Here is a 24,041-nt window from a genome sequence, read left to right as displayed (position 1 = left end):
GCACCTGGTCCGCCGACTACTTCACCTGGATCCACTTCGCCTCGGACGACACTCCGTCGGCGTCCGACACGAACAGCATGTACCAGCCCGGAGGAACCAGCGTCGGGTCCTTCGGGACGTCCACCGTCACCGACCCCTCGCCCTTCTTCAGGCCCAGCTCGATCGACCGCTGCTCCACGTCCGTCGTGTGCGTCACGGCGGAAGGCCGCATCAGCCGCGCCTTCGTGATCGACGCGGCCTGCTCCGTCCGGAACGTGGCCGTGTGGTCGTCCGCCAGGGTCTCGGGACCGTCCCCGAGGACCGGGCGCTGCGCGGCGCCCCGGTGCAGCGCGGGCGGCGTGAAGATCTCCATGCGCTGCTCGAAGTGGCCGAGCTTGGTGTTCTGCTGGTTGTCGTAGAGCGGGTCGGAGCCGAAGGTCACGACCCGCCCGTCGGGCAGCAGCAGCGCCTCGGAGTGGTAGTTGCGGCCGACCTTGGGGGACGCGGCGTCGTGGAACACGTTGTCCTTGGGGTCGTAGAACTGCGCACGGAGGATGTTGCTGTCGCTGCGCCCGCGGTAGTCGCTGGAGCCGTTCGACGTGAAGACCGAGTCGTCCGGCATGATGACGGAGTTCAAGTACCGCGTCCCCTGCGGGAGTCGGGGCCCGGTCTTGAAGGACGGGTTGTCCTCCTTCAGGTCGATGACCGCGGTGCGCGACGTCGCCTTCTTGGACTCGCCGACGCCACCACCGCCCATGATCATGACCTTCTGGTCCTGCGCGGGCGGCAGCAGGAGTGACGCCGACGTCTCCGTCTGGTCGGTGTCGGTCAGCCCCGGCACCTTCTCGAACTTGTTGGTCTTCAGGTCCCAGAGCCCCGGCTCGCGCCCCTTGTCGGCGGGCCCGTACCCGGCGTTGGACGCCGGGTAGAACAGCTTGCCGCCCTTCGTCAGGAACAGCGCCGGGTACGTCGGGAAGTACCGCTTGGGACCCATCGTCCACTTCTTGGTCTTCGGGTCGTAGATCTCGTTGTCACCCGGGTCGATGACCCCGACGTCGTCGAGCCCGGACACGGCGAGCACCTTGCCGTCCTCCAGGCCGACCAGCGTCGGGTACCAGCGGGCCTTCTCCATCGGGTCGACGGGGATGTACTTCTCGGCGACGGGGTCGAACTCGTAGGCCGCCTTGATCCCCTGGAAGTCCTGCTTCTCCGTGGTGATCTTCTCGGAGAGCCCGTACGTGTTGTCGGCGTCGTCGCCCTTGAGGCCCTCGATCTCGTACTGGGCCTGCTTGTCGGTGACGAACTCCTGCCCGTCGGCGGCCGCCTCGACGAAGACGCGTGCCTCGCTCGCCTTCACCTTCGTCTTCCAGGGCTGCATGACCCCGGCCGCGTTGTACGTGATGTCGTAACTGCGCTGGGCCTTGGGCACGGTGACGTCGAACTTCGAGACGTACTCGACGCCCGACGGAGAGCGGAACGTGGTGCCCTTCTTCAGGACCACCGCCTTGTCGGGGTTCTCGTTCTTGACGCGCATGCCGCCGCCGGCCCGCTTGACCTCGCCGTCGAGCAGTTCGTAGCGGGCGGTGCCGCCCGCCACCAGCATGCGTCCGTCGGGGAGTTGGGCGTGCCCGGAGCAGAAGAAGTCCACCGGGGTGGGGATCTTCTTGAAGGTGTTGGCCTTCGGGTCCCACAGGACCGTGTCGAACGACCCGGCGTCGAACTTCTTCTGCTCGTTGCCGGAGCCCGCCACGATCAGCACCTTGCCGGTGTGCAGCAGGGCGGCGTGGATGGCGTTGGTGCGGAACTCGTCGGGGATGTCGACCGCCGACCAGGAGCCGTACTTGGCCTTGTAGCCGGGCTGGGCGATCTTCCAGTCGTAGTACTGCTCGGAGGCGAAGTTCCAGGCGGCCGGGGCGTTCAGGCCGACGAGGAGGGCGATGCCACCCGCTCCCAGGACCGTCTTCTTCGTACGCGGGGAAGGCCGGTAGGCCATGGGTCAGTTCCCTCCTGTGCTCGAGCTGGAGACGCGGGTGGGCGTGGGGGCGATGGGCGCGACGGTCAGGGCCGGCTCCGGCTCGCTCTGCGCGGCGGGCGCCGTGCGGCGCTGTCCGACGGCCCACACCACGAGGGGCGCGAGCGCGATGCACAGGGCGAGGACCGCCCACGTACGCATGGCCACGTGGCTGTGCGCGAGGACGACGGACGCCGCGAGGGACGCGGCGAGCACGGTCGCCCAGAAGAGGTGGATACGGAAGGTCAGGACCCGGTCGGGGCTGGCGTCGCCGCCCTTGGGGGTGACGACGAACCGGCTGGGGCGGCGCAGCAGCGCGGCACCCAACGACTTCAGGTAGATCGGTGCGGAGATCGCCGACATCGCCATACCGGCGAGACCGCCCGACCCCTCGGGCTCGTGCGGCGAGACGTTGTGCCGCCGGTTCCAGAGGTAGAGGCCGATCTGGAGGGCCGCCGCGTCGCTGTAGAGCATGAGCCAGACGGACGCCGAGACTTCCGTGCCGCTCGCCCCGAACCACAGGAAGAGCACGCAACTCAGCACGCCGAGCAGCCAGTTGACGGCCGTCATCGGGTAGTAGACGAGCATCATCGTGTACGAGAACAGCCGGCCGGGCGGCATCGAGAACGGCGCCTTCCAGAACTGCTTGAACAGCGTCTCGTACGTGCCGCGCGACCACCGCATCTGCTGCGTGAAGAAGTCGGTCCAGGAGGCGGGCCCCTCGCCGACGGCCAGCACGTCGGGCGTGTAGACGGAGCGCCAGTGCTTCTTGGTGGCGGGGTTGCGGTGCCGGTGGATCTCGAAGCCGGTCGCCATGTCCTCCGTGATGGAGTCGACGAGCCCGCCGATCTGCTTCAGGGCCGAGATCCTGATGATGTTGTTGGTGCCGACGAACATCGGGGCGCGGTAGCGGTTGCCCGCGCGCTGGATCAGGGCGTGGAAGAGGAACTGCTGCGACTCGGCGGCCTTGGTGACCGGCGACGTGTAGTTGCCGTAGACCTGCGGCCCGACCACGAACGCGACGTCCGGGTCACGGAAGTAGCCCATCATCCGCTCCAGGAACTCGGGGAGCGGCACGTGGTCGGTGTCGACGGAGGCGAAGAACTCGTAGTCGTCGCCGTGCATCGCGAGCCAGGCGTTGTAATTGCCGTGCTTGGTACGGGTCTTGTGGGGACCCTTCTTCTGGTTCCACTCCGGGACGCCGTTGCGGGTGAAGTGCTTCACGCCGAGCTCGGCGCACAGGGCCTTCGCCAGGGCGTCGTCGCCCTCGTCGAGGAGCCAGACGTCGAGCGGTCCGTCGTGGGTGAGGCGCACGGCCCCTTCGAGGGTGGCCCGCACCATCGCGAGGGGTTCCTTGCCGGGGACGTACGTCGTGAGGAACGCGACCCGGGTGCCCGGCTCGGGGGTCACCGGGACGGGGTCCCTGGCGACCAGCGTCGCGTGGGCGATGGAGGTGACGTTGACGAGCATGAAGAGCCCGATCAGCCCGATCGACACCAGCATCACGATGTCGAGCTCGACGAGCCAGCGGTCCCCGCCCTCGCGCTCCACCCAGTGGGTGGGCCACACGAGGTAGGCGAGCAGCAGCCCGGTGAGCAGGGGCGCGAGCGTCATCAGCAGGACCGCGCGTATTCGGTGCGGCTCACGCGAGAGGAGCGATGTGTACTGCACCTTGTAGCCGCCGTCGCGGGGCGGCTCGGTGAGCGGCCCCGCGAGCCTGCTGTAGGTGTCGTAGTCGTAGCCCTCAGGCCGCACTGTGCCCTCCAGGTTCTGGTGATCGAGCGTGCCGATACCCTCACAAAAGGTGAGATTTGTCGGCGTGTCGAACCAGAAGGGGCGTACGAGTGAGGTAAGTGGGCCGCGAGTTACTCGGAGAGGTACCGCTCCACGGTGGCGACCTTGGACGTCAGACCGTCGGTGACCCCGGGGCGGATGTCCGCCTTCAGGACGAGCGAGACGCGGGGAACGCGCTCCTCGACGACGGCGACCGCGCGCTTCACGACGGCCATCACCTCGTCCCAGTCGCCCTCGATCGAGGTGAACATCGCGTCCGTGCGGTGGGGCAGACCCGACTCACGGACGACACGGACGGCGTCGGCGACGTACTCGCCCACGTCCTCGCCGACGCCGAGCGGGGTCACGGAGAAGGCGACGATCATGCGTTCACGACGCCTTCCTTGCGGGCGCGGGAGGCGATGGTCGCGTTCACCGCGGCCTCGGCCTCGCGCTTGAGCTTGCGCTCGGCGAAGAAGCCGCCGGTGGGCAGGACGGAGAGCACGAAGTAGAGGGCGGCCGTGCCGAGGCCCCACTTGGCGCGGTTCCAGGCGTCCGCCCAGAAGATCACGTAGAGCACGAACAGCACGCCGTGCACCATGCCCATCACCGGCACCGCGTTGAAGTCCGTGGTCCGCTTCAGGACCGAGCAGACGAGCAGCAGGATGAAGGAGACGGCCTCCGGGGCGGAGACCAGGCGGAGGCGTCGGAGGGCGGAGGCGGTCTTGAGGTCCACGGGGCACCTTCGGCAGAAGCGGCGAGCAGGGCGGTTGACGCATGCGCGATCGATCTTGTGAATGTACGCACAAGCGTTTCCCATTGTGGCATCAGGGCTCTCGAACCCTGTCGGGGGGCTCCCCCGCCCCGCTACCGTCGTCGTCGTGGCAACGTTCCGACTCCAGGGCAGCAAGATGCTGGCCGTCGACATGACGGGCGACAGCGTCAAGGCGAAGAACGGATCGATGGTCGCCTACGACGGCCGGATGGCGTTCAAGAAGCTGAGCGGGGGTGGCGAGGGGATACGGGGGATGGTGACCCGCCGCATCACGGGTGAGCAGATGACCGTGATGGAGGTGAAGGGCGAGGGCACGTGCTGGTTCGCGGACCGGGCGAGCGAGATCAACCTCGTACAGCTGAGAGGGGACAAGCTGTACGTCGAGGCGAGCAATCTGCTGTGCACGGAGGCGGGCCTGCGCACGGGGACCACGTTCACCGGCATGCGCGGCGCCTCCCAGGGCAACGGACTGTTCACGACAACCGTCGAGGGGCACGGGCAGGCGGCGCTGATGAGCGACGGCCCCGCGGTCGTGCTGCGGGTCGGCCGCGACTACCCGCTGACCGTCGACCCGGGCGCGTACATCGCGCACCAGGGCGACCTGCGGCAGTCGTTCCAGTCCGGGGTGACCTTCCGCACGTTCTTCGGGGAGGGCGGCGGCGAGGCGTTCCAGATCCGTTTCGAGGGCGACGGGCTCGTCTACGTACAGCCCAGTGAGCGCAACACGATCGCGGGGGACGTATGACGATGGCGGTCTTCCGTGAGATCAACGCGAAGATGATCGAGGCGACCGTGGTCCCCGGGCAGCGGCTCTACAGCCAGCGCGGGGCGATGCTCGCGTACCGGGGCGACGTCTCCTTCACCCCCAACCTGCAAGGCGGGCAAGGGGGGTTGATGTCCATGCTCGGGCGGCGGGTCGCGAACGAGGCGACGCCGCTGATGACCGTGGAGGGCAGCGGCACCGTGCTGTTCGGGCACGGCGGCCACCACGTCCAGGTGATCACGCTGACCGGCGACACCCTGTACGTCGAGGCGGACCGGCTCCTCGCCTTCGACGGGACGCTTCAGCAGGGGACCATGTTCATGGGCTCGCAGGGCGGCGTCATGGGCATGGTGCGCGGGCAGGTGAGCGGCCAGGGCCTGTTCACCACCACGCTGAAGGGGCACGGCTCGGTGGCCGTCATGGCACACGGCGGCGTCATCGAGGTGCCCATCACTCCGGGCCGGGCCGTCCACGTCGACCCGCAGGCGTACGTCGCCCACCACGGTGACGTGCGCAACAAGCTGTCCACGGCGCTGGGCTGGCGGGACATGGTGGGCCGCGGCAGCGGCGAGGCGTTCCAGCTGGAGCTGAGCGGGAGCGGTGCGGTGTACGTCCAGGCGTCGGAGGAGAAGCTGTGACCACGGGCCCCACGGTCTACGACCCGGCGACGCTCCCGGTCGACGACAACGTCAACAACTACACCTTCTGCGTGGAACTCAAGGGCAGCCAGTGGTTCCTTCAGAAGGGCAAGATGATCGCCTACTACGGGCGGATGGAGTTCAACGGCATCGGGCACGGCCGGCTCGACCGGCTGGTCCGCACGTCGTTCCATTCGCCGTTGCACGCGAGCGACTGGGTCGTGGCGGAGGGCAGCGGCAAGATGCTGCTCGCGGACCGGGCCTTCGACGTGAACTCGTACGACCTGGATGACGGCAATCTGACCATCCGCGCGGGGAATCTGCTCGCTTTTCAGCCAACTCTCGCGCTGAAGCAGTCGATCGTTCCCGGCTTCCTGACACTCATTGGCACCGGCAAATTCGTAGCGGCTTCAAACGGTCCCGTCGTCTTCATGGAACCGCCTCTGCGCGTAGATCCACAGGCGCTCGTCGGCTGGGCGGACTGCCCGTCGCCCTGCCATCACTACGACCACGGCTATCTGACCGGCGTGATCGGCGGCCTACGTGCGATGACGGGCGTGGGCGGCGTCTCCGGCGAGGAGCACCAGTTCGAGTTCGTGGGCGCGGGGACGGTCCTGCTCCAGTCCAGCGAGTCCTTGATGCCTGAACAGGCGACGGGTGACGTACCTCACCAGGCGGGCGTTCCGGGCGGTGGCCACGGAACCCCCACAGGTCAGCCACAGCAACCGCGCCTTCCCGGACAGCTGGGAGACCTCCAGCGTCGCTTCGGGCTGTGAGCGGTAGTCTGCGGAGTGTGACGCCGGTCGAACGCGTGACCGTGTCACCACCCCCACATTCGTTCGCCTTTCAACTTCTTAGGTAGAATCGATTCCATGGAGACCGACACGGCCACGCAGTGGCTGACCGACGAGGAACAGTGCGCCTGGCGCACCCACCTGGAGGTCAACAGGCTGCTCAACTACCAGCTGGAGAAGGATCTCCAGCCGTTCGGCCTGACGATGAACGACTACGAGATCCTCGTGAACCTCTCCGAGGCCGAAGATCACCGGATGCGGATGAGCGATCTGGCCGCGGCGACCCTTCAGTCGAAGAGCCGGCTCTCGCACCAGATCACCCGCATGGAGAACGCGGGTCTGGTGCGCCGCGAGAACTGTGAGTCGGACCGGCGCGGCCTGTACACCGTGCTCACCGACTTCGGCCTGGAGACCATGCGGAAGGTCGCCCCGCACCATGTGGCGTCCGTACGACAGCACTTCCTCGGACTCGTCTCGAAGCAGGAGCTGACCGACCTGCACAAGGCGCTGAGCCCGATCGCCGAGCACCTGCGTTCGCAGCGCGGCAAACCGTGACCTTTGCGAACGCCCAGGGGTGCGGAGGACCGCCGACCTTCTCCGCACCCCGCCTGGCTAAGGACTTTCCCGGCCCACAGGCAGGCTGAGTTCGAACAGCGCGCCGCCTTGCGGCGCGGTGCGCACCGTCAGGGTGCCACCGTGCCGCTCGGCCACGTCCCGGGCGATGGCCAGGCCCAGACCGGCCCCGCCGCCGTCCCGGGACCGCGCGTCGTCGAGCCGCACGAACCGCTCGAAGATCCGCTCCCGCTGCGCCCGCGGCACCCCGTCCCCGTCGTCGGTGACGGTGACCGTCGCGCGGCCCTCCTCGACGCCCACGACGACCCGGACCCCGGTACGGGCGTGCCGCTGCGCGTTGTCCACCAGGTTGCCGAGGACACGGGCCAACTGCCCGCGCGATCCGGTGACCTGAGCACTCCCCCGCACCTCTACGTCGACCGGGACCCGGTCGCCGGTGCGCTGCGACAGTTCTTCGCGGACCAGGGCGGCGAGGTCCACGGACGCGCCGGACGGCTTCTCCCCCGCGTCGAGCCGGGCCAGCAGGAGCAGGTCGGCGGCCAGTTCCTGAAGTCGTACGGTGTCCTCGACGGCGCCGTCCACATCGAGCAACTCCGGGTGGGCGGCGCCGACCTCGAGCTGGGTGCGCAACGAGGCGATGGGGCTGCGCAGCTCGTGCGAGGCGTCCGCGACGAACCGCCGCTGCCGCTCCACGGAGTCCTGCAACGCGGCCAGCGTCTCGTTCGTCGTCCGGGCAAGCCGGGCCACCTCGTCGTGCGTGTCGGGCTCGGGCACCCGGCGCCCCAGGTCCTGCGAGGCGGTGATGGCGGCCATCTCCGCGCGGATCCCCTCCACGGGCCGCAGGGCGCGCCGCGTCACCAGCCAGGTCGTCCCGCCGACCACCGCGACGAGCAGCGGGAACCCGATGGCCATGGCGAGACCGGCGCTCCCCACCGCGTCCTTCCGGGCGTCGAGCGAGGCGCCCGCGTGGACCAGGACGGTCTCCCCGCGCCGGTCGCCGACCTCCGCCTCGGCGAACCGGTACTCGTCCACGTCGCCGTCCACGGTGGCGCTGCCGGTGCTGTGCCCGGTGATCTCGCCGACCTCACCGGCCTCCGGGTCGTCGTCGTCCGCGTCGTCGTCATCGCCGCGCCCGCCGGGGCGAGCGACCGGGCTCACGCCGGAAACGCCGGTGCCGCTGATCGCCTCCAGGTCGTCGCTGACCGCGAGCACCCGGCCGTCCCGGTCGACGACCTGCACCGGGTGATCCTCGCCGTCGGGCAGTTCGAGATCGGCGTAGGCGGTGCCCGCGGTGATCTGGGCGGCCACGTCACGGGCGGCGGAGTCGGCCTGCCCGTCGGCCTGCGCGGTGAGGTTGCCGCGCAGCGAGAGCAGCACGGCGACGCAGGCGGCGGCCAGGGTCACGGCGACGACGAGCATGGCGCCGAGCGTGGCCCGCGCCCGCACGGACCCCAGCCGCTTCACCGCCCCTCCAGGCAGTAGCCGGCGCCGCGCATGGTGCGGATGAGCCCGGGGCCGAGCTTGCGGCGCAGGGCGCTGATGTAGACCTCGACGATGTTCGGGTCGCCGTCGTAGGCGAAGTCCCAGACGTGTTCCAGGATGTCGGCCTTGGAGACCACCTCGCCGGCGTGCAGCGCCAGGTGTTCGAGGACCGCGAACTCCTTCGCCGCCAGGACGACCTCGTCCTCGCCGCGCAGCACCCGGCGGGCGGCGGTGTCCACGCGCAGCCCGCCGACCTCGATGACGGGAGCGGCCCGCCCGGACCCCCGACGCCGCAACAGCGCTTTCACGCGGGCGACGAGCACCACGTACGAGAAGGGCTTCGTCAAATAGTCGTCGGCCCCGGTGTCGAGCCCCTCGGCCTCGTCGTACTCGCCGTCCTTGGCGGTGAGCATGAGGATCGGCACGTCGTCACCGGCGGCGCGCAGGGCGGCACAGACCCGGTACCCGTTCATGCCGGGCAGCATGATGTCGAGAACGATCAGGTCGTACGGGCCTTCGCTCGCGCGGTGCAGCCCCTCCAGGCCGTCATGGACGACGTCCACGGCGAACCCCTCGGCGGTGAGCCCTTTGGCGAGCGACAGGGCCAGCCGCTTCTCGTCCTCCACGATCAACAGGCGCATGCGTCTCAGGTTCGCAGGTCGAACCTGAAGCGTCCTTCAGCCTTCTTCAGCGGAGCTTCAGGATCACCCCGGCAGTGTGAACCCCGTCAGCAACCGATGAGTCGACACGACACCGGGGAGAACACATGAAGCGCCGTACCACCGTCATCGCCGCCACCGCCGCCGTAGCGCTGCTGGGCGCGGGAGCCGCGACCACCGTGGCCGTAGCCGACGACGACGGCTCGACACGTGCCAAGCAGTCGAGCGTGCGGGTGGCGGACGACGACGCGACCGAGGCGAAGCGGGCGAAGGTCACGGCCGCGGACGCGATCACGGCGGCACTCCGGCACACGCCGGGCATCGCGACGGGCGCCGAGCTCGACTCCGACGACGGCAACCTGGTCTGGGACGTCGATGTGATCGGCCAGGACAACAAGTGGCACCACATCGACGTGGACCCGGGCACGACGAAGATCCTCAACTCCTACGTGGAGCACGAGGACAACGACGGGGACGACGGGGACGACAACGCCGCCCGCGTGGCGGCGACGCTCAAGGACGCGCCCACGTCGGCGGAGGACGCGGCGAAGGCGGCAGCGGCCAAGGGCACGGTGACGTCCGTGGAGGCGGACGACGACGGCACGGTCAAGACCTGGGAGGTGGAGACGACGTCCAAGAACGGCACCGAGCGAAACTGGCACGTGAACCTCGACACGGCGACCGTGACCCCCGACCACGCGTCGGACGACGACGGCGAGGACGACTGACGCTCGGACGGAACGGACGGAACCGGCGGGACCGGCGGGACCGGCGACGGGACCGGCGGGACAGGCGGGACAGGCGACGGACCCCACCAGCCCCACGGGCCCACGGGCCCCCTCCGGACTGACGGGCCCCCTCCGGACTCATCCAACCGATGGCACGCTCACGCCTCCGCGGTAGCGCCCTGCGACGCCGAGCCGACGGCATCCCCCGTCTCCACCGCTTCCGCTACTGCCGGATGGATCGCCGTAGCCAGGGCGGTGACGGCGGGGGCGGCGCCGGCGATCAGAAAACACACGGCCACCGGAACATGCGCCAAGAGCGCGCCGGTGGCCGCAGTGCCGACCGAACTCCCGGCGTTCACGGCGGTGTTGACCCAGGCGCCGGCCTGCGTACGGAACGCGGGACCGGCCGCCTCGTCGGCGATGAGGTAGGCGGTGGTCAGCGCGGGGGCGACGAAGAACCCGGCGCAGGCGGCGGCCAGAGCGAGCGTGAGCAGCCCGGGAGCGAGGGCGGCGGCGCCCAGAGCCATGGCAAGGCCGAGGGCGAGGACCGCGAGCCGAGGTCGGGCGGAGCCACGCCAGTCGACGGCCCCGTTCAGGAGTCCGCCCACCGCGCTGCCGGCGGACAGGGCGGCCAGCACCCAGGCGGCGGCACCGGCCCGACCCTGCGCTTCGGCGGAGGCGAGCACGAGCAGGTCGGCGGCGCCCAGGGCCAGCCCGACACCGAGCGTCACGACCACGGGCTGCCGCAGCCGCCGTACGAGCCGACCGTCACCGCCACCGCCACCCCCGCGCGACGACGCTCGCCGCGCGGCACGGGCCCGACGGCACCCACCGGCGGCATGGCCACGAAGGCCAGCGTCCCCACGGCGACCAGCGCGGCGCTCAGGGCGACGCCAGCGGCCGCGGGCGCGACGAGCACGAGCACGCCCACGAGCAACGGCCCGCTGACGAACAGCACCTCTTCGGCAACGCCGTCGAGGCTGTAGGCGCGCTGCAAGAGCCGCCGATCACCGAACAACTGCCCACAGACGGTACGCATGGCGGGCCCGAGCGGCGGAGTGGAGGCACCCGCCAACCCTCCCCACGCGACCAACACCCACCCAGGCACCCCCGACCGCACAGTGACGACAACGGCGAAGAGCCCGAGCAACCCTGCGTACACCAGAGCCATCGGGGGCAGGGCGCGGCGCGGTCCGTACCGGTCGACGAGCAGGGCGCGCAGCGGCGACAGCAGCACACTGGCGCCGCCGAACACGGCCATCACGGCACCGGCGACGGCGTAGGAGCCGGTGACATCGGTGACGGCCAACATCACAGAGAGCGAGACGATCCCGTACGACAGCCGCCCGACGAGGGCGGCGCAGAAGGTGCGCAGGGCATACGGAGTCCGCAGTACAGCGGCGTACATGACGGGGTTCCTCCAGGCAGGCGTGAGATCTCAACGAGGCGTGACCGCACCGGAGTTCTACGCACACAGAGAGAACATGGGCCTCAAATTACAACGCGACCCCGTGGTTGACCACCCACCGACGCGAGCCCGCGTACGAGACAGGAGGGGACGTGCCGGGGTACCCCCGCAGGACTCCGCAGGAATACAGCGCGGGACGCCCGACATCGGTCGTCCGGAAACGAGACGACCCATCCGGCCGAGGAGGTACCCCGGCACGTCCCCGCCCCACTCCACAACGCTCCGCGACGGGCCCCTCTCACCCTCACCCAGCGGTGATCCCAGCAACCAGCTCATCAGCGGCCCGATACGGATCCAGCTCCCCCGCCACGATCCGCTCGGCCAGCGCCCCGAGCCGCCGATCCCCTGCCAGGTCCCCGATCCGCTCCCGCAGCGCGGTCACCGCGATCGTCTCGACCTCCCGCGAGGCCCGCGCCACCCGCCGCTCGGCGAGCACTCCGCGCTCCTCCATCCACGCCCGGTGCTTCTCCAGCGCCTCGACGACCTCGTCGATCCCCTCGCCGCGCGCCGCGACGGTCTTCACGATCGGCGGCCGCCAGTCGCCGGGCGAGCGCGCCTCACCGAGCCCGAGCATGTGGTTCAGCTCGCGAGCGGTGGCGTCGGCGCCGTCCCGATCGGCCTTGTTGACGACGTACACGTCGCCGATCTCCAGGATCCCGGCCTTCGCGGCCTGGATCCCGTCCCCCATCCCGGGGGCGAGCAGCACCACACTCGTATCGGCCTGGGAGGCGATCTCGACCTCGGACTGCCCGACACCGACGGTCTCCACGAGCACGACGTCACAGCCCGCCGCGTCCAGCACCCGAATGGCCTGCGGCGCGGCCCAGGCGAGCCCGCCCAGATGCCCGCGGGTGGCCATCGAGCGGATGTAGACGCCGGAGTCGGAGGCGTGCTCCGACATCCGCACCCGGTCCCCGAGCAGCGCGCCCCCGCTGAACGGCGACGAGGGGTCGACGGCCAGCACCCCGACCCGCTTCCCGGCCCGCCGGTACGCGCTCACCAGGGCCGACGTGGACGTCGACTTGCCGACGCCCGGCGACCCGGTGAGCCCGACCACGTACGCGTTCCCGGTCAGCGGAGCCAGCGCGGCCATGACCTCGCGCAGCTGCGGGGACGCCCCCTCCACGAGCGAGATCAGCCGGGCCACGGCACGCGGCCGGCCCTCCCGCGCCTGGGCGACCAACGTGGGGACGTCCTGCATCACAGCTCCGCTCTACTGAGACCACTCACCGACAGCCACCGAAAACAGACCGAACCGGTCAGCTCTTGGGTACCCGCACGATCAAGGCGTCACCCTGACCGCCGCCACCGCACAGCGCGGCCGCGCCCACGCCGCCGCCCCGCCGCTTCAGCTCCAGGGCGAGGTGCAGCACGATACGGGCGCCGGACATCCCGATCGGGTGACCCAGGGCGATCGCGCCGCCGTTGACGTTCACCTTTTCCGAGGACACGCCGAGGTCCTTCATCGACTGCACGCTGACAGCGGCGAAGGCCTCGTTGATCTCGACGAGGTCGAGGTCCTCGACGCCCAGCCCCTCCTTCTTCAGGGCGTGCTGGATGGCGTTGGAGGGCTGCGACTGGAGCGAGTTGTCGGGCCCGGCCACGTTCCCGTGCGCGCCGATCTCGGCGATCCACTCGAGGCCGAGCTCCTGCGCCCTGGCCTTGCTCATGACCACCACGGCGGCGGCGCCGTCCGAGATCTGGGAGGCGGTGCCGGCGGTGATCGTCCCGTCCTTGGCGAAGGCGGGGCGCAGCTTGCCGAGGGACTCGACGGTGGTCTCGGCGCGGATGCCCTCGTCCTTGCTGAAGAGCACGGGCTCGCCCTTGCGCTGCGGGATCTCCACGGGCGTGATCTCGGCCTCGAACAGGCCGTTCTTCTGGGCGGCGGCGGCGCGCTGGTGCGAGGCGGCGGCGATCTCGTCCTGCACGCCGCGCTCGATGCCGAGCCGGGTGTTGTGCTTCTCGGTGGAGGCGCCCATCGGGATGCCTTCGAAGGAGTCCGTCAGCCCGTCGTACGCCATGGCGTCGAGCATCTCGATCGCGCCGTACTTGTAGCCCTCGCGGGACTTCGGCAGGAGATGCGGGGCGTTGGTCATGGACTCCTGGCCGCCGGCGACCACGACATCGAACTCGCCGGCGCGGATGAGCTGGTCGGCGAGCGCGATGGCGTCGAGGCCGGACAGGCACACCTTGTTGATGGTCAGCGCCGGCACGTTCATCGGGATGCCGGCCTTGACGGCGGCCTGGCGTGCCGGGATCTGCCCTGCCCCGGCCTGCAACACCTGGCCCATGATCACGTACTGCACCTGGTCGCCACCGATACCCGCACGGTCGAGGGCGGCCTTGATCGCGAAGCCGCCGAGGTCGGCTCCGGAGAAGGACTTGAGCGAGCCGAGCAGACGGCCCATGGGCGTCCGCGCGCCCGCGACGATCACTGAGGTGGCTGCATTCGATTCACGCGTGGTCGTTCCAGACATGAGGCACGGCCCCTTGGAGATGAGGAGTGAACGAGGGTTTACTCGAATGTACTGAGCGGTACCCCACACGTCATCGGCACGGCGGTGTGATCGCGCGCACGTTGCGTAACCACCCCGGACCGCGCTGCACTTACAGCATGCTGACGCGAATCGACCACATCGGGATCGCCTGCCACGACCTCGACGCCACCGTCGAGTTCTACAAGGCCACGTACGGCTTCGAGGTCTTCCACACGGAGGTCAACGAGGAGCAGGGCGTACGCGAGGCCATGCTCAAGATCAACGAGACGTCGGACGGCGGCGCCTCCTACCTCCAGCTTCTCGAACCGACCCGCGAGGACTCCGCGGTCGGTAAATGGCTGGCCAAGAACGGTGAGGGCGTGCACCACATCGCCTTCGGCACGGCGGACGTCGACGGGGACGCGGCGGCCATAAGGGGCAAGGGTGTGCGCGTGCTCTACGACGAGCCCCGGCGCGGTTCGATGGGGTCGCGCATCACGTTCCTGCACCCCAAGGACTGCCACGGCGTACTGACCGAACTCGTCACCGCGGCACCGCAGGAGTCGGCGGAGCACTGACCTCCACATACTCGGGCCGGTAGGGTTGGGGGACGGCTGTCGGGTCCCGTGGGACAACAGGCAGCCGTGGGCCGGGGTCCGGGTATCGGGGGACGAGGGTCGGGGCGGTCGGGCAGCTCACTGGCACAAGCCGGGTGGTCCGACAGCGCCGCCGTTTTCGATCTGACACCATTCCCCGGGGGCCCCGTTCGGCGGATGGACAGGGGCTCGTAAGGAAGTACTTGCGACCAGGGGACGGATGGGACCGCGCAGTGCGGGGCTACGAGAGCCAGGACGGCCGACGGCCGGCTGAGACCGACCATCTCTCGCGGTTCGAAGCCGAGATGGACCGGCTGAAGACCGAGCGGGAGAAGGCCGTCCAGCACGCCGATGACCTGGGCTACCAGGTGGAGGTGTTGCGCGCCAAGCTGCACGAGGCGCGCCGCAGCCTCGCGTCCCGGCCTGCCTACGACGGAGCTGACATCGGCTATCAGGCCGAGCAGCTGCTCCGTAATGCCCAGATCCAGGCGGACCAGCTCCGTGCCGACGCCGAGCGCGAGCTGCGCGAGGCGCGGGCGCAGACGCAGCGCATCCTCCAGGAGCACGCCGAGCAGCAGTCCCGGCTCCAGGCGGAGCTGCACACCGAGGCGGTCAACCGGCGCCAGCAGCTCGACCAGGAGCTGGCGGAGCGCCGCCGCACGGTCGAGAACCACGTCAACGAGAACGTGCAGTGGGCCGAGCAGCTGCGTGCCCGCACCGAGCAGCAGGCCCGCCGCCTGCTCGACGAGTCGCGCGCCGAGGCCGACCAGGCGCTGGCGGCGGCCCGCGCCGAGGCCGAGCGGGTCGCGGCGGAGGCCCGCCGGCGGCTGACGTCCGAGGCGGAGAGCGCACGGGCCGAGGCGCAGGCGACGCTGGCCCGCGCCCGCCAGGACGCGGAGAGGTTGCTGAACGCGGCGTCGACGCAGGCCCAGGAGGCCACCGACCACGCCGAGCAGCTGCGCTCCACCACGACCGCGGAGTCCGACCAGGCGCGCCGCCAGGCCACGGAGCTGAGCCGCGCCGCGGAGCAGCGCATCAGCGAGGCCGACCAGGCGCTGCGCGCGGCCCGCGCCGAGGCGGAGAAGGTGCTGACCGAGGCGAAGGAGGCCGCGGCCAAGCAGCTCGCGAGCGCCGAGTCCGCCAACGAGCAGCGCACGCGTACGGCCAAGGAGCAGGTCGCCCGCCTGGTGCAGGAGGCGACCAAGGAGGCCGAGACCACCAAGTCGGAGGCCGAGCAGATCGTCGCCACCGCGCGCGACGAGGCCGAGAAGCTGATCGCGGAGGCCAAGGAGAAGGCCCGTACGGTCACGGCCGAGGAGACCGCGGGCGAGCTCGCGAAGGCCGCGCGCACCGCCGAGGACGTGCTGAACAAGGCGTCCGAGGAGGCGAAGTCGACGACGCGGGCGGCCGCCGAGGAGGCCGAGCGGATCCGCGCCGAGGCCGAGGCGGAGGCGGACCGGCTGCGGTCCGAGGCGCACGACATCGCCGAGCAGCTCAAGGGCACGGCGAAGGACGACACCAAGGAGTACCGCGCCAAGACGGTCGAGTTGCAGGAGGAGGCGCGCAGGCTGCGCGGCGAGGCCGAGCAGCTGCGGGCCGAGGCCGTCGAGGAGGGCGAGCGGATCCGGGCCGAGGCCCGCCGCGAGGCCGTCCAGCAGATCGAGGAGGCGGCGAAGACCGCCGAGGAGCTGCTCGGCAAGGCGCGCGCGGACGCGGACGAGCTGCGCGGTGCGGCGACGGCGGAGTCCGAGCGGGTCCGTACCGAGGCGATCGAGCGGGCCACGTCGCTGCGCAAGCAGGCCGAGGAGACCCTGGAGCGCACACGCGCGGAGGCCGACCGGCACCGCGCCGAGGCCGAGGAGCAGGCGGAGGCCACCCGGGCCGAGGCGGAGCGCGCCGCGCAGACGCTCAAGGACGAGGCGGAGCGGGCCATAAGCGCCCGGCAGGAGGAGGCGGCCCGCGAGCTGACCCGCCTGCACACGGAGGCCGAGGAGCGCCTGACGGCGTCCGAGACCACGCTGACCGACGCGCGTGCGGAGTCCGAGCGGCTGCGCCGTGAGGCGGCCGACGAGACGGAGCGGCTGCGCACCGAGGCCGCCGAGCGGGTCCGTACGTTGCAGGCGCAGGCCGAGGCGGAGGCGGAGCGCCTTCGTACGGAGGCCGCGTCGGACGCGTCGACGATCCGCGCCGAGGCCGAGACCGTCGCCGTACGGCTGCGGTCGGAGGCGGCGAGCGAGGCGGAGCGGCTCAAGACGGAGGCGCAGGAGTCCGCGGACCGGCACCGCGCCGAGGCGCAGAGCGCCGCCGAGCGGATCGCGGCGGAGGCCGCGGAGACGCTGGCGGCCGCGCAGGAGGAGGCGGCCCGGCGCCGCCGCGAGGCCGAGGAGACGCTCGGCAGCGCGCGCCAGGAGGCCGACCAGGAGCGTGAGCGGGCCCGCGAGCAGAGCGAGGAGCTCCTCGCGGTGGCGCGCGCCCGGGTCGACGAGGCGCAGGCCGAGGCCGCGCGGCTCGTCGAGGAGGCGGACCGGCGGGCGACCGAGATGGTCGGCGCCGCCGAGCAGACGGCGCAGCAGGTCCGCGACTCCGTGGCCGGGCTCCAGGAGCAGGCGCAGGAGGAGATCGCCGGGCTGCGCAGCGCCGCCGAGCACGCGGCGGAGCGCACGCGGCAGGAGGCGCAGGACGAGGCGGACCGGGTCCGTACGGACGCCTACCAGGAGCGCGAGCGCGCCACCGAGGACGCGAACCGGATCCGCGGCGAGGCCGCCGCCGAGTCCGAGGCCGCGAAGTCCCTCGCGGAGCGCACGGTCTCGGAGGCGATCGCCGAGGCGGAGCGGCTGCGTACGGACGCGTCCGAGCACGCGCAGCGGGTCCGCACCGAGGTCGCCGACCTGCGGACGGGCGCCGACCAGGACGCGTCGCGCACCCGTGCCGAGGCCCGCGAGGACGCGAACCGGATCCGGTCGGACGCCGCAGCCCAGGCGGACACCCTGATCACCGAGGCGACGGCCGAGGCCGAGCGCCTGACGTCGGATACGAACGCGGAGGCGGAGCGGGTCCGCGCCGAGTCGACGGCGAAGGCCGAGAAGCTCGTCGGCGACGCGGCCACGGAGGCGGAGCGGCTGCGGGCCGAGTCGACGGCCGCGGCCGAGCAGTTGACGAACGAGACCCGCGCGGAGGCCGAGCGGGTGCGGTCGGAGTCCGTCGCCCAGGCCGAGAAGCTGATCTCGGACGCGTCCGGCGACGCGGAGCGGCTGCGTGCCGAGGCCGCCGAGACGGTCGGCTCCGCCCAGCAGCACGCGGAGCGGATCCGCACGGAGGCCGAGCGCGTCAAGGCGGAGGCCGCGCAGGAGGCCGAGCGCGTCACGGCGGCCGCGCGCGACGAGGCGGAGCGCACTCTGGACGAGGCCCGCAAGGACGCCAACCAGCGGCGTACGGAGGCCGCGGAGCAGGTCGACACGCTCATCACGGAGTCCGCAGCGGAGGCCGACAAGCTGACCCGCGAGGCGCAGGAGGCGGCGCAGAAGACGACCGCGGAGGCGGAGGCGCAGGCCGACACGATGGTCGGCGCCGCGCGGAACGAGGCGGAGCGGCTGGTCTCCGAGGCCACCGTCGAGGGCAACGCCCTGGTGGAGAAGGCCCGTACGGACGCGGACGAGCTGCTTGTCGGTGCCCGCAGGGACGCGACCCAGATAAGGGAGCGGGCCGAGGAGCTGCGCGACCGCATCACGGGCGAGATCGAGGAGCTGCACCAGCGGGCCCGCCGCGAGTCCGCCGAGACCATGAAGAACGCGGGCGAGCGGTGCGACGCCCTGGTCAAGGCGGCGGAGGAGCAGCTGGCCGAGGCGCAGACCAAGGCCAAGGACCTGCTGAACGACGCCAATTCGGAAGCGGGCAAGGTCCGTATCGCGGCGGTGAAAAAGGCGGAGGGCCTGCTCAAGGAGGCCGAGCAGAAAAAGGCCGAGCTGTCGCGCGAAGCCGAAAAGATCTTGGCCGAGGCCCGTGCCGAGTCCACCGCCATGATCGAAAAGGGTCAGCGCGAACTCGACGTCCTGGTCAGGCGCCGCGAGGACATCAATGCCGAGATCTCCCGTGTCCAGGACGTGCTGGAGGCGTTGGAATCTTTTGAGGCACCGTCCGGCGGGGGCAAGGACTCGGGCGTCAAGGCGGGCGCAGCGGCCGGCGCCACACGATCGGGTGGCAAGGGGGCCGAGGGCTAGCCAGCAGGGCAACTGTCGTGCTTCTCAAGGACCTTCGGCCCTGCTTCTGGCAAGCCCTCCACCGGTACGCCACTCAAAAGGGGTGACATTCTCCAGATCAAACAGGCATCTGCTCGATGACACGCCGCCCGGACCCCTAGGATTCCCTCTATCACCTCACCGGTCTCATTCGACAGGAACCCCATGAGCGACACTTCCCCCTACGGCTTCGAGCTTGTGCGGCGTGGGTACGACCGCGCTCAGGTGGACGAACGTATCTCCAAGCTCGTCTCCGACCGTGACAGCGCTCTCGCTCGTATCACTGCTCTGGAAAAGCGCATCGAGGAACTCCACCTCGAGACGCAGAACGCCCAGGCGCAGGTGAACGACGCGGAGCCGTCGTACGCCGGCCTCGGCGCGCGCGTCGAGAAGATCCTCCGTCTCGCCGAGGAGGAGGCCAAGGACCTGCGCGAGGAGGCCCGCCGCGCCGCCGAGCAGCACCGCGAGCTCGCCGAGTCGGCGGCCCAGCAGGTGCGCAACGACGCGGAGTCGTTCGCCGCGGAGCGCAAGGCCAAGGCCGAGGACGAGGGCGTCCGGATCGTCGAGAAGGCCAAGAGCGACGCCTCCCAGCTGCGCACCGAGGCACAGAAGGACGCGCAGTCCAAGCGTGAGGAGGCGGACGCTCTCTTCGAGGAGACCCGCGCCAAGGCCGCCCAGGCCGCCGCGGACTTCGAGACGAACCTGGCCAAGCGCCGCGAGCAGTCCGAGCGGGACCTGGCGTCGCGTCAGGCCAAGGCCGAGAAGCGCCTCGCGGAGATCGAGCACCGCGCGGAGCAGCTCCGCCTGGAGGCCGAGAAGCTGCGTACGGACGCCGAGCGTCGCGCCCGTCAGACGGTGGAGACGGCGCAGCGTCAGGCCGAGGACATCGTCGCGGACGCCAACGCCAAGGCCGACCGCATCCGCTCGGAATCCGAGCGCGAGCTGGCCGCCCTGACGAACCGCCGCGACTCGATCAACGCGCAGCTGACGAACGTCCGCGAGATGCTGGCGACGCTGACCGGTGCGGCCGTGGCCGCCGCCGGCGCGCCGGTCGAGGACGAGCCGATCTCGCGTGGGGTTCCTGCTCAGCAGTCCCGCTAGTGGTTCACGGGTCGTGCACTGACGGCCCGTCAGCCCCCTGCCGCTTCCGAGTGGCAGGGGGCTTTTGCCCGTTCTAGCGTGGCCGCATGATCGAGCTAGAGGGGCTGACGAAGCGCTACGGCGAGAAAACGGCCGTCAACAATCTGACCTTCTCCGTACGACCGGGCATCGTCACCGGCTTCCTCGGCCCGAACGGCGCGGGCAAGTCCACGACGATGCGGATGATGCTCGGCCTCGACAACCCGAGCGCCGGATCGGCCCGGATCGACGGCAAGCACTACGCCCAGCTGAAGAACCCGCTGCGCCACATCGGCGCCCTGCTCGACGCGAAGGCGATGCACGGCGGTCGCAGCGCGCACAACCACCTCCTGTGTCTGGCGCAGTCCAACGGGATCCCCAGGAGCCGGGTGGACGAGGTCCTCGACACGGTCGGTCTCACGGCGGTGGCCCGCAAGAAGGCCAAGGGGTTCTCGCTCGGCATGGGCCAGCGCCTCGGTATCGCGGGCGCGCTCCTCGGCGACCCGCAGATCCTGATGTTCGACGAGCCGGTCAACGGGCTCGATCCCGAGGGCATCCACTGGATCCGCAATCTGATGAAGTCGCTCGCGGCGGGCGGCCGTACGGTCTTCGTCTCCTCGCACCTGATGAGCGAAATGGCGCTCACCGCCGACCATCTGGTGGTCATCGGCCAGGGCCGGCTGCTCGCCGACACCTCCATGGCGGACTTCATCCGGGAGAACTCGCGCAGTTACGTACGCCTGCGCTCGCCGCAGCGCGAGCGGCTCCTCGACGTGCTGCACGCGGCCGGGGTCACCGTCGTCGAGGCGGGCAACGGCACGCTGGAGGTCGACGGCCACTCCGCCGAGGAGCTCGGCGAGCTCATCGGGAGCCACCAGCTCGTCCTGCACGAACTCAGTCCGCAGCAGGCCTCCCTCGAAGAGGCGTTCATGCAGCTGACGGCGGAGTCGGTCGAGTACCACGCGCACACCGAGGCACCGGCCGCGCCCGGCTGGGGCGGCAGCTGGCAGCAGGGCGACAACGAGAAGGGGGCCTGACATGGCCGCGGCCCAGGTCCTCCGGTCCGAGTGGACCAAGATCAAGTCGGTGAACTCGACGGCGCTCACGCTCAGCCTCGCCGTCATCGTCTCCGTCGGACTCGGCATGCTGATCAGCGCCCTGTCGAAGAACGAGTTCAAGAACCTCTCCGCCGAGAACCAGCTGGCGTTCGACCCGACCTTCGTCTCCTTCTCCGGCCTCACGCTGGGCCAGCTCGCGATGGTCGTCTTCGGGGTCCTGGTGGTGGCGAGCGAGTACAGCACCGGCATGATCCGCACGTCGCTCGCGGCGGTCCCGCAGCGCGGCACGTTCCTGTTCTGCAAGGTGGCCGTCGCCGCGGCGCTCACGCTCGTCGTCGCCCTCGTCACGAGCTTCGCGTCGTTCTGGCTCGGCCAGATGATGCTCGGCGACCACAGCACGGACCTCGGCGCCCCGAACGTGCTGCGTGCCGTGTTCGGCGCCGCGGTCTACATGACGCTGATGGCGATGTTCTCCATGGGCGTCGCCGCGATGCTCCGCTCCCCCATGCTCTCGCTCGGCATCCTGATGCCGTTCTTCTTCCTGGTCTCCCCGATCCTCGGCAGCGTCTCGGCGACGAAGAAGGTGGCCCGGTACTTCCCCGACCAGGCGGGCCTGAAGATCATGCAGGTGGTGACCCCGCCGGACGACGACGCTCCCTACGGCCCGTGGGGCGGTCTCGCGATCCTGCTGGTGTGGGTCGCGGCGGCGCTGCTCATCGGTTACGCGCTCCTGAGGAAGCGGGACGCGTGACGCCGTTCGTACGCTCGTGAGGCTTTGCCAGGCCTTGGCCGGAACCGTCAGCACACAGATATCCTCCTAACTCTTACGGGGGCGTGCGCCCCGACGTCCTGAACCTTTCAGAACCGTTCAGAACTTCCGATGGGTGCGGAGAATGATCGAGGCAGTCGGCCTGACGAAGCGCTACGGCGCGAAGACAGCCGTGTACAACCTTTCCTTCCAGGTGCGGCCGGGGACCGTCACCGGCTTCCTCGGACCGAACGGTTCGGGCAAGTCGACGACGATGCGCATGATCCTCGGCCTCGACCAGCCGACCGCGGGCCAGGTGACGATCGGCGGCTATCCGTACAGCAAGCTCCCGAACGCGCCGCGCCAGGTCGGCGCCCTGCTCGACGCGAAGGCCGTGCACGGTGGCCGGACCGCCCGCAGCCATCTGCTGAGCCTGGCGCAGCTCTCCGGCATCCCGGCCCGCCGGGTCGACGAGGTGCTCGGTGTCGTCGGTCTCCAGGAGGTCGCCAAGCGGCGCTCGAAGGGGTTCTCGCTGGGTATGGGGCAGCGCCTCGGCATCGCCGCCGCGCTCCTCGGCGACCCGCAGGTGCTGCTCTTCGACGAGCCGGTCAACGGTCTGGACCCCGAGGGCATCCTCTGGGTCAGGAATCTGATGAAGCAGCTCGCGTCGGAGGGCCGTACGGTCTTCGTCTCCTCGCACCTGATGAGCGAGATGGCCCTCACCGCCGAGCACCTGATCGTGATCGGGCGCGGGCAGTTGCTCGCGGACATGAGCGTCGGCGACTTCATCGCGCACAACTCGGCGGGCTTCGCCCGGGTCCGTACGCCGGACACCGAGCCGCAGCTGCGCGAGAAGCTGGGCGCCGCGCTGACCGAGGCGGGCGGCCAGGTGCTGCCCGAGCAGGACGGCGCGCTGCGCGTCACGGGGCTGCCGCTGCCGCGCATCAGCGACCTCGCCCACGAGGCGGACGTACGCCTGTGGGAGCTGTCGCCGCACCAGGCCTCGCTGGAGGAGGCGTACATGCGGATGACGCAGGGCGCCGTCGACTACCGCTCCACCGTCGACCAGCGCGCGGGTCTGCACGAGCCGCTCGCGCCGGGCATGGTGCCGCAGCAGCAGATGCCGGTGGCGGGCCAGGGCCAGCCGGGCTGGTACGCCCCGCCGCCGCCCCAGGCCCCGCAGCAGCCGCAGCAGCCGCAGGCCCCGGTCGCGAACCCGTACGCGACCGCCCCGCAGCAGCCCCCGGCCGCCCCGCCCGCGGCCGCCGCCCCGACGATGGACAAGGACGCCCGATGAGCACGCCGCCCCCGCCGCCCTACGCCGCTCCGCAGCAGCAGCCGCTGATGTCCGGCCCCGGGTACGCCTCGCCGATCCCGGTGCGCCGTGCCCACCTCGGTGACGCGCTCGCCTCGGAGTGGACGAAGATCCGTTCCGTGCGCTCCACGATGTGGACGCTCGGCGTGATGATCGTGCTCATGGTGGGCATCGGCCTGGCCGCGGCCGCGGTCGTCGCCTCCACCGACGGCGCCGCGGATCCCAGCAGCGAGGAGGTGCTGAGCCTCGGCTTCTTCGGCGTGCTGCTCGGCACCCTGTGCGTGATCACGCTGGGCGTGCTGACCATCGCGTCCGAGTACGGCACCGGCATGATCCGTACGACGATGACGGCCTGCTCCAGCCGCAGCCGGGTGCTCGCCGCGAAGGCGATCGTGTTCTTCGCCCTGGTCTTCGTCCTGACCACGGTGGTCGCCGCGCTCGTCGGCGCGCTCCAGGTCGGCATCGTGGGCGTCGACTCGCCCACCGGCGGCCAGTGGTTCAAGTCGACCGTGGGCGTGGGTCTGTACGTGGCGCTGCTCGGGCTGCTCGGGCTCGCGATCGGCACGCTGGTGCGGCACTCCGCCGGCGCCATCACCATCATGATCGGTGTCGTGCTGCTGCCGCTGGTCCTGGCGATCTTCATGTTCACGGACTCGCTCAAGGACCTTCAGCAGGCCCTGCTGGAGTACTCGATCCCCAGCCAGCTCGCCGTGCTCTACGACAACTCGGTGACCGGCACGGGCCCGACCGGCTGGGACCCGCTGTGGATCATCATCGGTGTCACGGTGGTCGCCCTCGGCGGCGCGTTCCTGTCGCTCAACAGCCGCGACGTGTAAAGGACGCCGCCGGC

At 70.7% G+C, this 24,041-nt stretch carries 22 protein-coding genes; 12 read left to right on the top strand and 10 right to left on the bottom strand.

The genetic code is table 11. From position 1 onward, the window contains the following. Positions 1-16: 16 nt before the first annotated feature. The 4 genes from V2W30_RS27400 to V2W30_RS27385 all read right to left on the bottom strand — a co-directional run bounded on the left by V2W30_RS27400 (position 17) and on the right by V2W30_RS27385 (position 4,499). Positions 17-1,972, bottom strand: coding sequence for a kelch motif-containing protein (locus V2W30_RS27400; RefSeq protein ID WP_338700644.1), 1,956 nt, complete (start codon positions 1,970-1,972; stop codon positions 17-19). Positions 1,973-1,975: 3 nt separating this feature from the next. Beyond that, positions 1,976-3,745: a cellulose synthase catalytic subunit gene (locus V2W30_RS27395; protein WP_338700642.1), complete on the bottom strand. Its 1,770-nt coding sequence runs from the start codon at positions 3,743-3,745 to the stop codon at positions 1,976-1,978. Between the two features lie 110 nt (positions 3,746-3,855). After that, the gene (locus V2W30_RS27390) at positions 3,856-4,149 is read right to left on the bottom strand and encodes an MTH1187 family thiamine-binding protein (RefSeq protein WP_338700640.1); all 294 of its coding nucleotides are present in this window, start codon (positions 4,147-4,149) and stop codon (positions 3,856-3,858) included. After that, positions 4,146-4,499, bottom strand: coding sequence for a DUF3817 domain-containing protein (locus V2W30_RS27385; protein WP_338700638.1), 354 nt, complete (start codon positions 4,497-4,499; stop codon positions 4,146-4,148). The genes V2W30_RS27390 and V2W30_RS27385 overlap by 4 nt, the downstream gene beginning before the upstream one ends. A 145-nt stretch (positions 4,500-4,644) precedes the next feature. Here V2W30_RS27385 and V2W30_RS27380 point away from each other — a divergent pair, with 145 nt between their 5' ends. From V2W30_RS27380 to V2W30_RS27365, 4 genes are all read left to right on the top strand, one after another. Then, entirely contained in the window at positions 4,645-5,283 is a 639-nt protein-coding gene (locus V2W30_RS27380; RefSeq protein WP_338700636.1) for an AIM24 family protein, read from the top strand. A gap of 2 nt (positions 5,284-5,285) precedes the next feature. Continuing rightward, positions 5,286-5,939 carry an AIM24 family protein gene (locus V2W30_RS27375; RefSeq protein ID WP_338703777.1) on the top strand — a complete coding sequence of 218 codons (654 nt, stop codon included), beginning with the start codon at positions 5,286-5,288 and terminating at the stop codon, positions 5,937-5,939. Beyond that, positions 5,936-6,715: an AIM24 family protein gene (locus tag V2W30_RS27370; RefSeq protein ID WP_338700634.1), complete on the top strand. Its 780-nt coding sequence runs from the start codon at positions 5,936-5,938 to the stop codon at positions 6,713-6,715. Before V2W30_RS27375 ends, V2W30_RS27370 begins: the two co-directional genes overlap by 4 nt. A gap of 96 nt (positions 6,716-6,811) precedes the next feature. Further along, a complete protein-coding gene (locus tag V2W30_RS27365; protein WP_338700632.1) occupies positions 6,812-7,288 on the top strand; it encodes a MarR family winged helix-turn-helix transcriptional regulator in 477 nt (158 codons plus the stop codon). 57 nt (positions 7,289-7,345) lie between these two features. On the opposite strand, the gene V2W30_RS27360 is transcribed toward V2W30_RS27365, so the two are convergent. Then, positions 7,346-8,770, bottom strand: a complete 1,425-nt coding sequence (locus tag V2W30_RS27360; RefSeq protein ID WP_338700630.1) for a HAMP domain-containing sensor histidine kinase — start codon at positions 8,768-8,770, stop codon at positions 7,346-7,348. Beyond that, positions 8,767-9,429, bottom strand: a complete 663-nt coding sequence (locus tag V2W30_RS27355) for a response regulator transcription factor (protein WP_338700628.1) — start codon at positions 9,427-9,429, stop codon at positions 8,767-8,769. Before V2W30_RS27355 ends, V2W30_RS27360 begins: the two co-directional genes overlap by 4 nt. A 125-nt stretch (positions 9,430-9,554) precedes the next feature. Between V2W30_RS27355 and V2W30_RS27350 the strand changes: the two genes are divergently transcribed. Beyond that, on the top strand, positions 9,555-10,175 hold the full coding sequence (locus tag V2W30_RS27350) for a PepSY domain-containing protein (RefSeq protein ID WP_338700627.1): 621 nt from the start codon (positions 9,555-9,557) through the stop codon (positions 10,173-10,175). 158 nt (positions 10,176-10,333) lie between these two features. Here the strand turns inward: V2W30_RS27350 and V2W30_RS27345 are convergent, their stop codons facing one another. The 4 genes from V2W30_RS27345 to V2W30_RS27330 all read right to left on the bottom strand — a co-directional run bounded on the left by V2W30_RS27345 (position 10,334) and on the right by V2W30_RS27330 (position 14,120). Then, the gene (locus tag V2W30_RS27345; RefSeq protein WP_338700625.1) at positions 10,334-10,906 is read right to left on the bottom strand and encodes a hypothetical protein; all 573 of its coding nucleotides are present in this window, start codon (positions 10,904-10,906) and stop codon (positions 10,334-10,336) included. Next, entirely contained in the window at positions 10,903-11,583 is a 681-nt protein-coding gene (locus V2W30_RS27340; RefSeq protein ID WP_338700623.1) for an MFS transporter, read from the bottom strand. The genes V2W30_RS27345 and V2W30_RS27340 overlap by 4 nt, the downstream gene beginning before the upstream one ends. Positions 11,584-11,887: 304 nt before the next feature. After that, entirely contained in the window at positions 11,888-12,844 is a 957-nt protein-coding gene (gene meaB, locus V2W30_RS27335; protein WP_338700621.1) for a methylmalonyl Co-A mutase-associated GTPase MeaB, read from the bottom strand. A gap of 58 nt (positions 12,845-12,902) precedes the next feature. Further along, positions 12,903-14,120 (bottom strand): acetyl-CoA C-acetyltransferase, encoded by a 1,218-nt coding sequence (locus V2W30_RS27330; RefSeq protein WP_338700620.1) that lies wholly within the window; start codon positions 14,118-14,120, stop codon positions 12,903-12,905. Positions 14,121-14,257: 137 nt separating this feature from the next. Between V2W30_RS27330 and mce the strand changes: the two genes are divergently transcribed. From mce to V2W30_RS27295, 7 genes are all read left to right on the top strand, one after another. Continuing rightward, positions 14,258-14,698 (top strand): methylmalonyl-CoA epimerase, encoded by a 441-nt coding sequence (mce, locus tag V2W30_RS27325; RefSeq protein ID WP_338700618.1) that lies wholly within the window; start codon positions 14,258-14,260, stop codon positions 14,696-14,698. 251 nt (positions 14,699-14,949) lie between these two features. Then, positions 14,950-18,933, top strand: a complete 3,984-nt coding sequence (gene scy, locus V2W30_RS27320) for a polarized growth protein Scy (protein WP_338700617.1) — start codon at positions 14,950-14,952, stop codon at positions 18,931-18,933. Positions 18,934-19,116: 183 nt separating this feature from the next. Next, positions 19,117-20,052, top strand: coding sequence for a cellulose-binding protein (locus tag V2W30_RS27315; protein ID WP_338700616.1), 936 nt, complete (start codon positions 19,117-19,119; stop codon positions 20,050-20,052). Positions 20,053-20,138: 86 nt separating this feature from the next. Beyond that, entirely contained in the window at positions 20,139-21,107 is a 969-nt protein-coding gene (locus V2W30_RS27310) for an ABC transporter ATP-binding protein (RefSeq protein ID WP_338700615.1), read from the top strand. A 1-nt stretch (position 21,108) separates the two neighbouring features. Continuing rightward, a complete protein-coding gene (locus V2W30_RS27305; protein WP_338700613.1) occupies positions 21,109-21,879 on the top strand; it encodes an ABC transporter permease subunit in 771 nt (256 codons plus the stop codon). Between the two features lie 142 nt (positions 21,880-22,021). Then, a complete protein-coding gene (locus V2W30_RS27300; RefSeq protein WP_338700611.1) occupies positions 22,022-23,173 on the top strand; it encodes an ABC transporter ATP-binding protein in 1,152 nt (383 codons plus the stop codon). Then, the gene (locus V2W30_RS27295) at positions 23,170-24,027 is read left to right on the top strand and encodes an ABC transporter permease (RefSeq protein ID WP_338700609.1); all 858 of its coding nucleotides are present in this window, start codon (positions 23,170-23,172) and stop codon (positions 24,025-24,027) included. The genes V2W30_RS27300 and V2W30_RS27295 overlap by 4 nt, the downstream gene beginning before the upstream one ends. Positions 24,028-24,041 lie beyond the last annotated feature (14 nt).

Source organism: Streptomyces sp. Q6 (assembly GCF_036967205.1).
Taxonomy (GTDB): Bacteria; Actinomycetota; Actinomycetes; order Streptomycetales; family Streptomycetaceae; genus Streptomyces; species Streptomyces citrinus.
This window is presented reverse-complemented; position numbering and strand designations above follow the sequence as displayed.

Coding starts and splice junctions, on each gene's coding strand:
- V2W30_RS27400 (WP_338700644.1), bottom strand. CDS start 1,972: ATGGCCTACCGGCCTTCCCCGCGTACGAAGAAGACGGTCCTGGGAGCG.
- V2W30_RS27390 (WP_338700640.1), bottom strand. CDS start 4,149: ATGATCGTCGCCTTCTCCGTGACCCCGCTCGGCGTCGGCGAGGACGTG.
- V2W30_RS27375 (WP_338703777.1), top strand. CDS start 5,286: ATGGCGGTCTTCCGTGAGATCAACGCGAAGATGATCGAGGCGACCGTG.
- V2W30_RS27365 (WP_338700632.1), top strand. CDS start 6,812: ATGGAGACCGACACGGCCACGCAGTGGCTGACCGACGAGGAACAGTGC.
- V2W30_RS27355 (WP_338700628.1), bottom strand. CDS start 9,429: ATGCGCCTGTTGATCGTGGAGGACGAGAAGCGGCTGGCCCTGTCGCTC.
- V2W30_RS27350 (WP_338700627.1), top strand. CDS start 9,555: ATGAAGCGCCGTACCACCGTCATCGCCGCCACCGCCGCCGTAGCGCTG.
- V2W30_RS27340 (WP_338700623.1), bottom strand. CDS start 11,583: ATGTACGCCGCTGTACTGCGGACTCCGTATGCCCTGCGCACCTTCTGC.
- meaB (WP_338700621.1), bottom strand. CDS start 12,844: ATGCAGGACGTCCCCACGTTGGTCGCCCAGGCGCGGGAGGGCCGGCCG.
- V2W30_RS27330 (WP_338700620.1), bottom strand. CDS start 14,120: ATGTCTGGAACGACCACGCGTGAATCGAATGCAGCCACCTCAGTGATC.
- mce (WP_338700618.1), top strand. CDS start 14,258: ATGCTGACGCGAATCGACCACATCGGGATCGCCTGCCACGACCTCGAC.
- V2W30_RS27315 (WP_338700616.1), top strand. CDS start 19,117: ATGAGCGACACTTCCCCCTACGGCTTCGAGCTTGTGCGGCGTGGGTAC.
- V2W30_RS27310 (WP_338700615.1), top strand. CDS start 20,139: ATGATCGAGCTAGAGGGGCTGACGAAGCGCTACGGCGAGAAAACGGCC.
- V2W30_RS27305 (WP_338700613.1), top strand. CDS start 21,109: ATGGCCGCGGCCCAGGTCCTCCGGTCCGAGTGGACCAAGATCAAGTCG.
- V2W30_RS27300 (WP_338700611.1), top strand. CDS start 22,022: ATGATCGAGGCAGTCGGCCTGACGAAGCGCTACGGCGCGAAGACAGCC.
- V2W30_RS27295 (WP_338700609.1), top strand. CDS start 23,170: ATGAGCACGCCGCCCCCGCCGCCCTACGCCGCTCCGCAGCAGCAGCCG.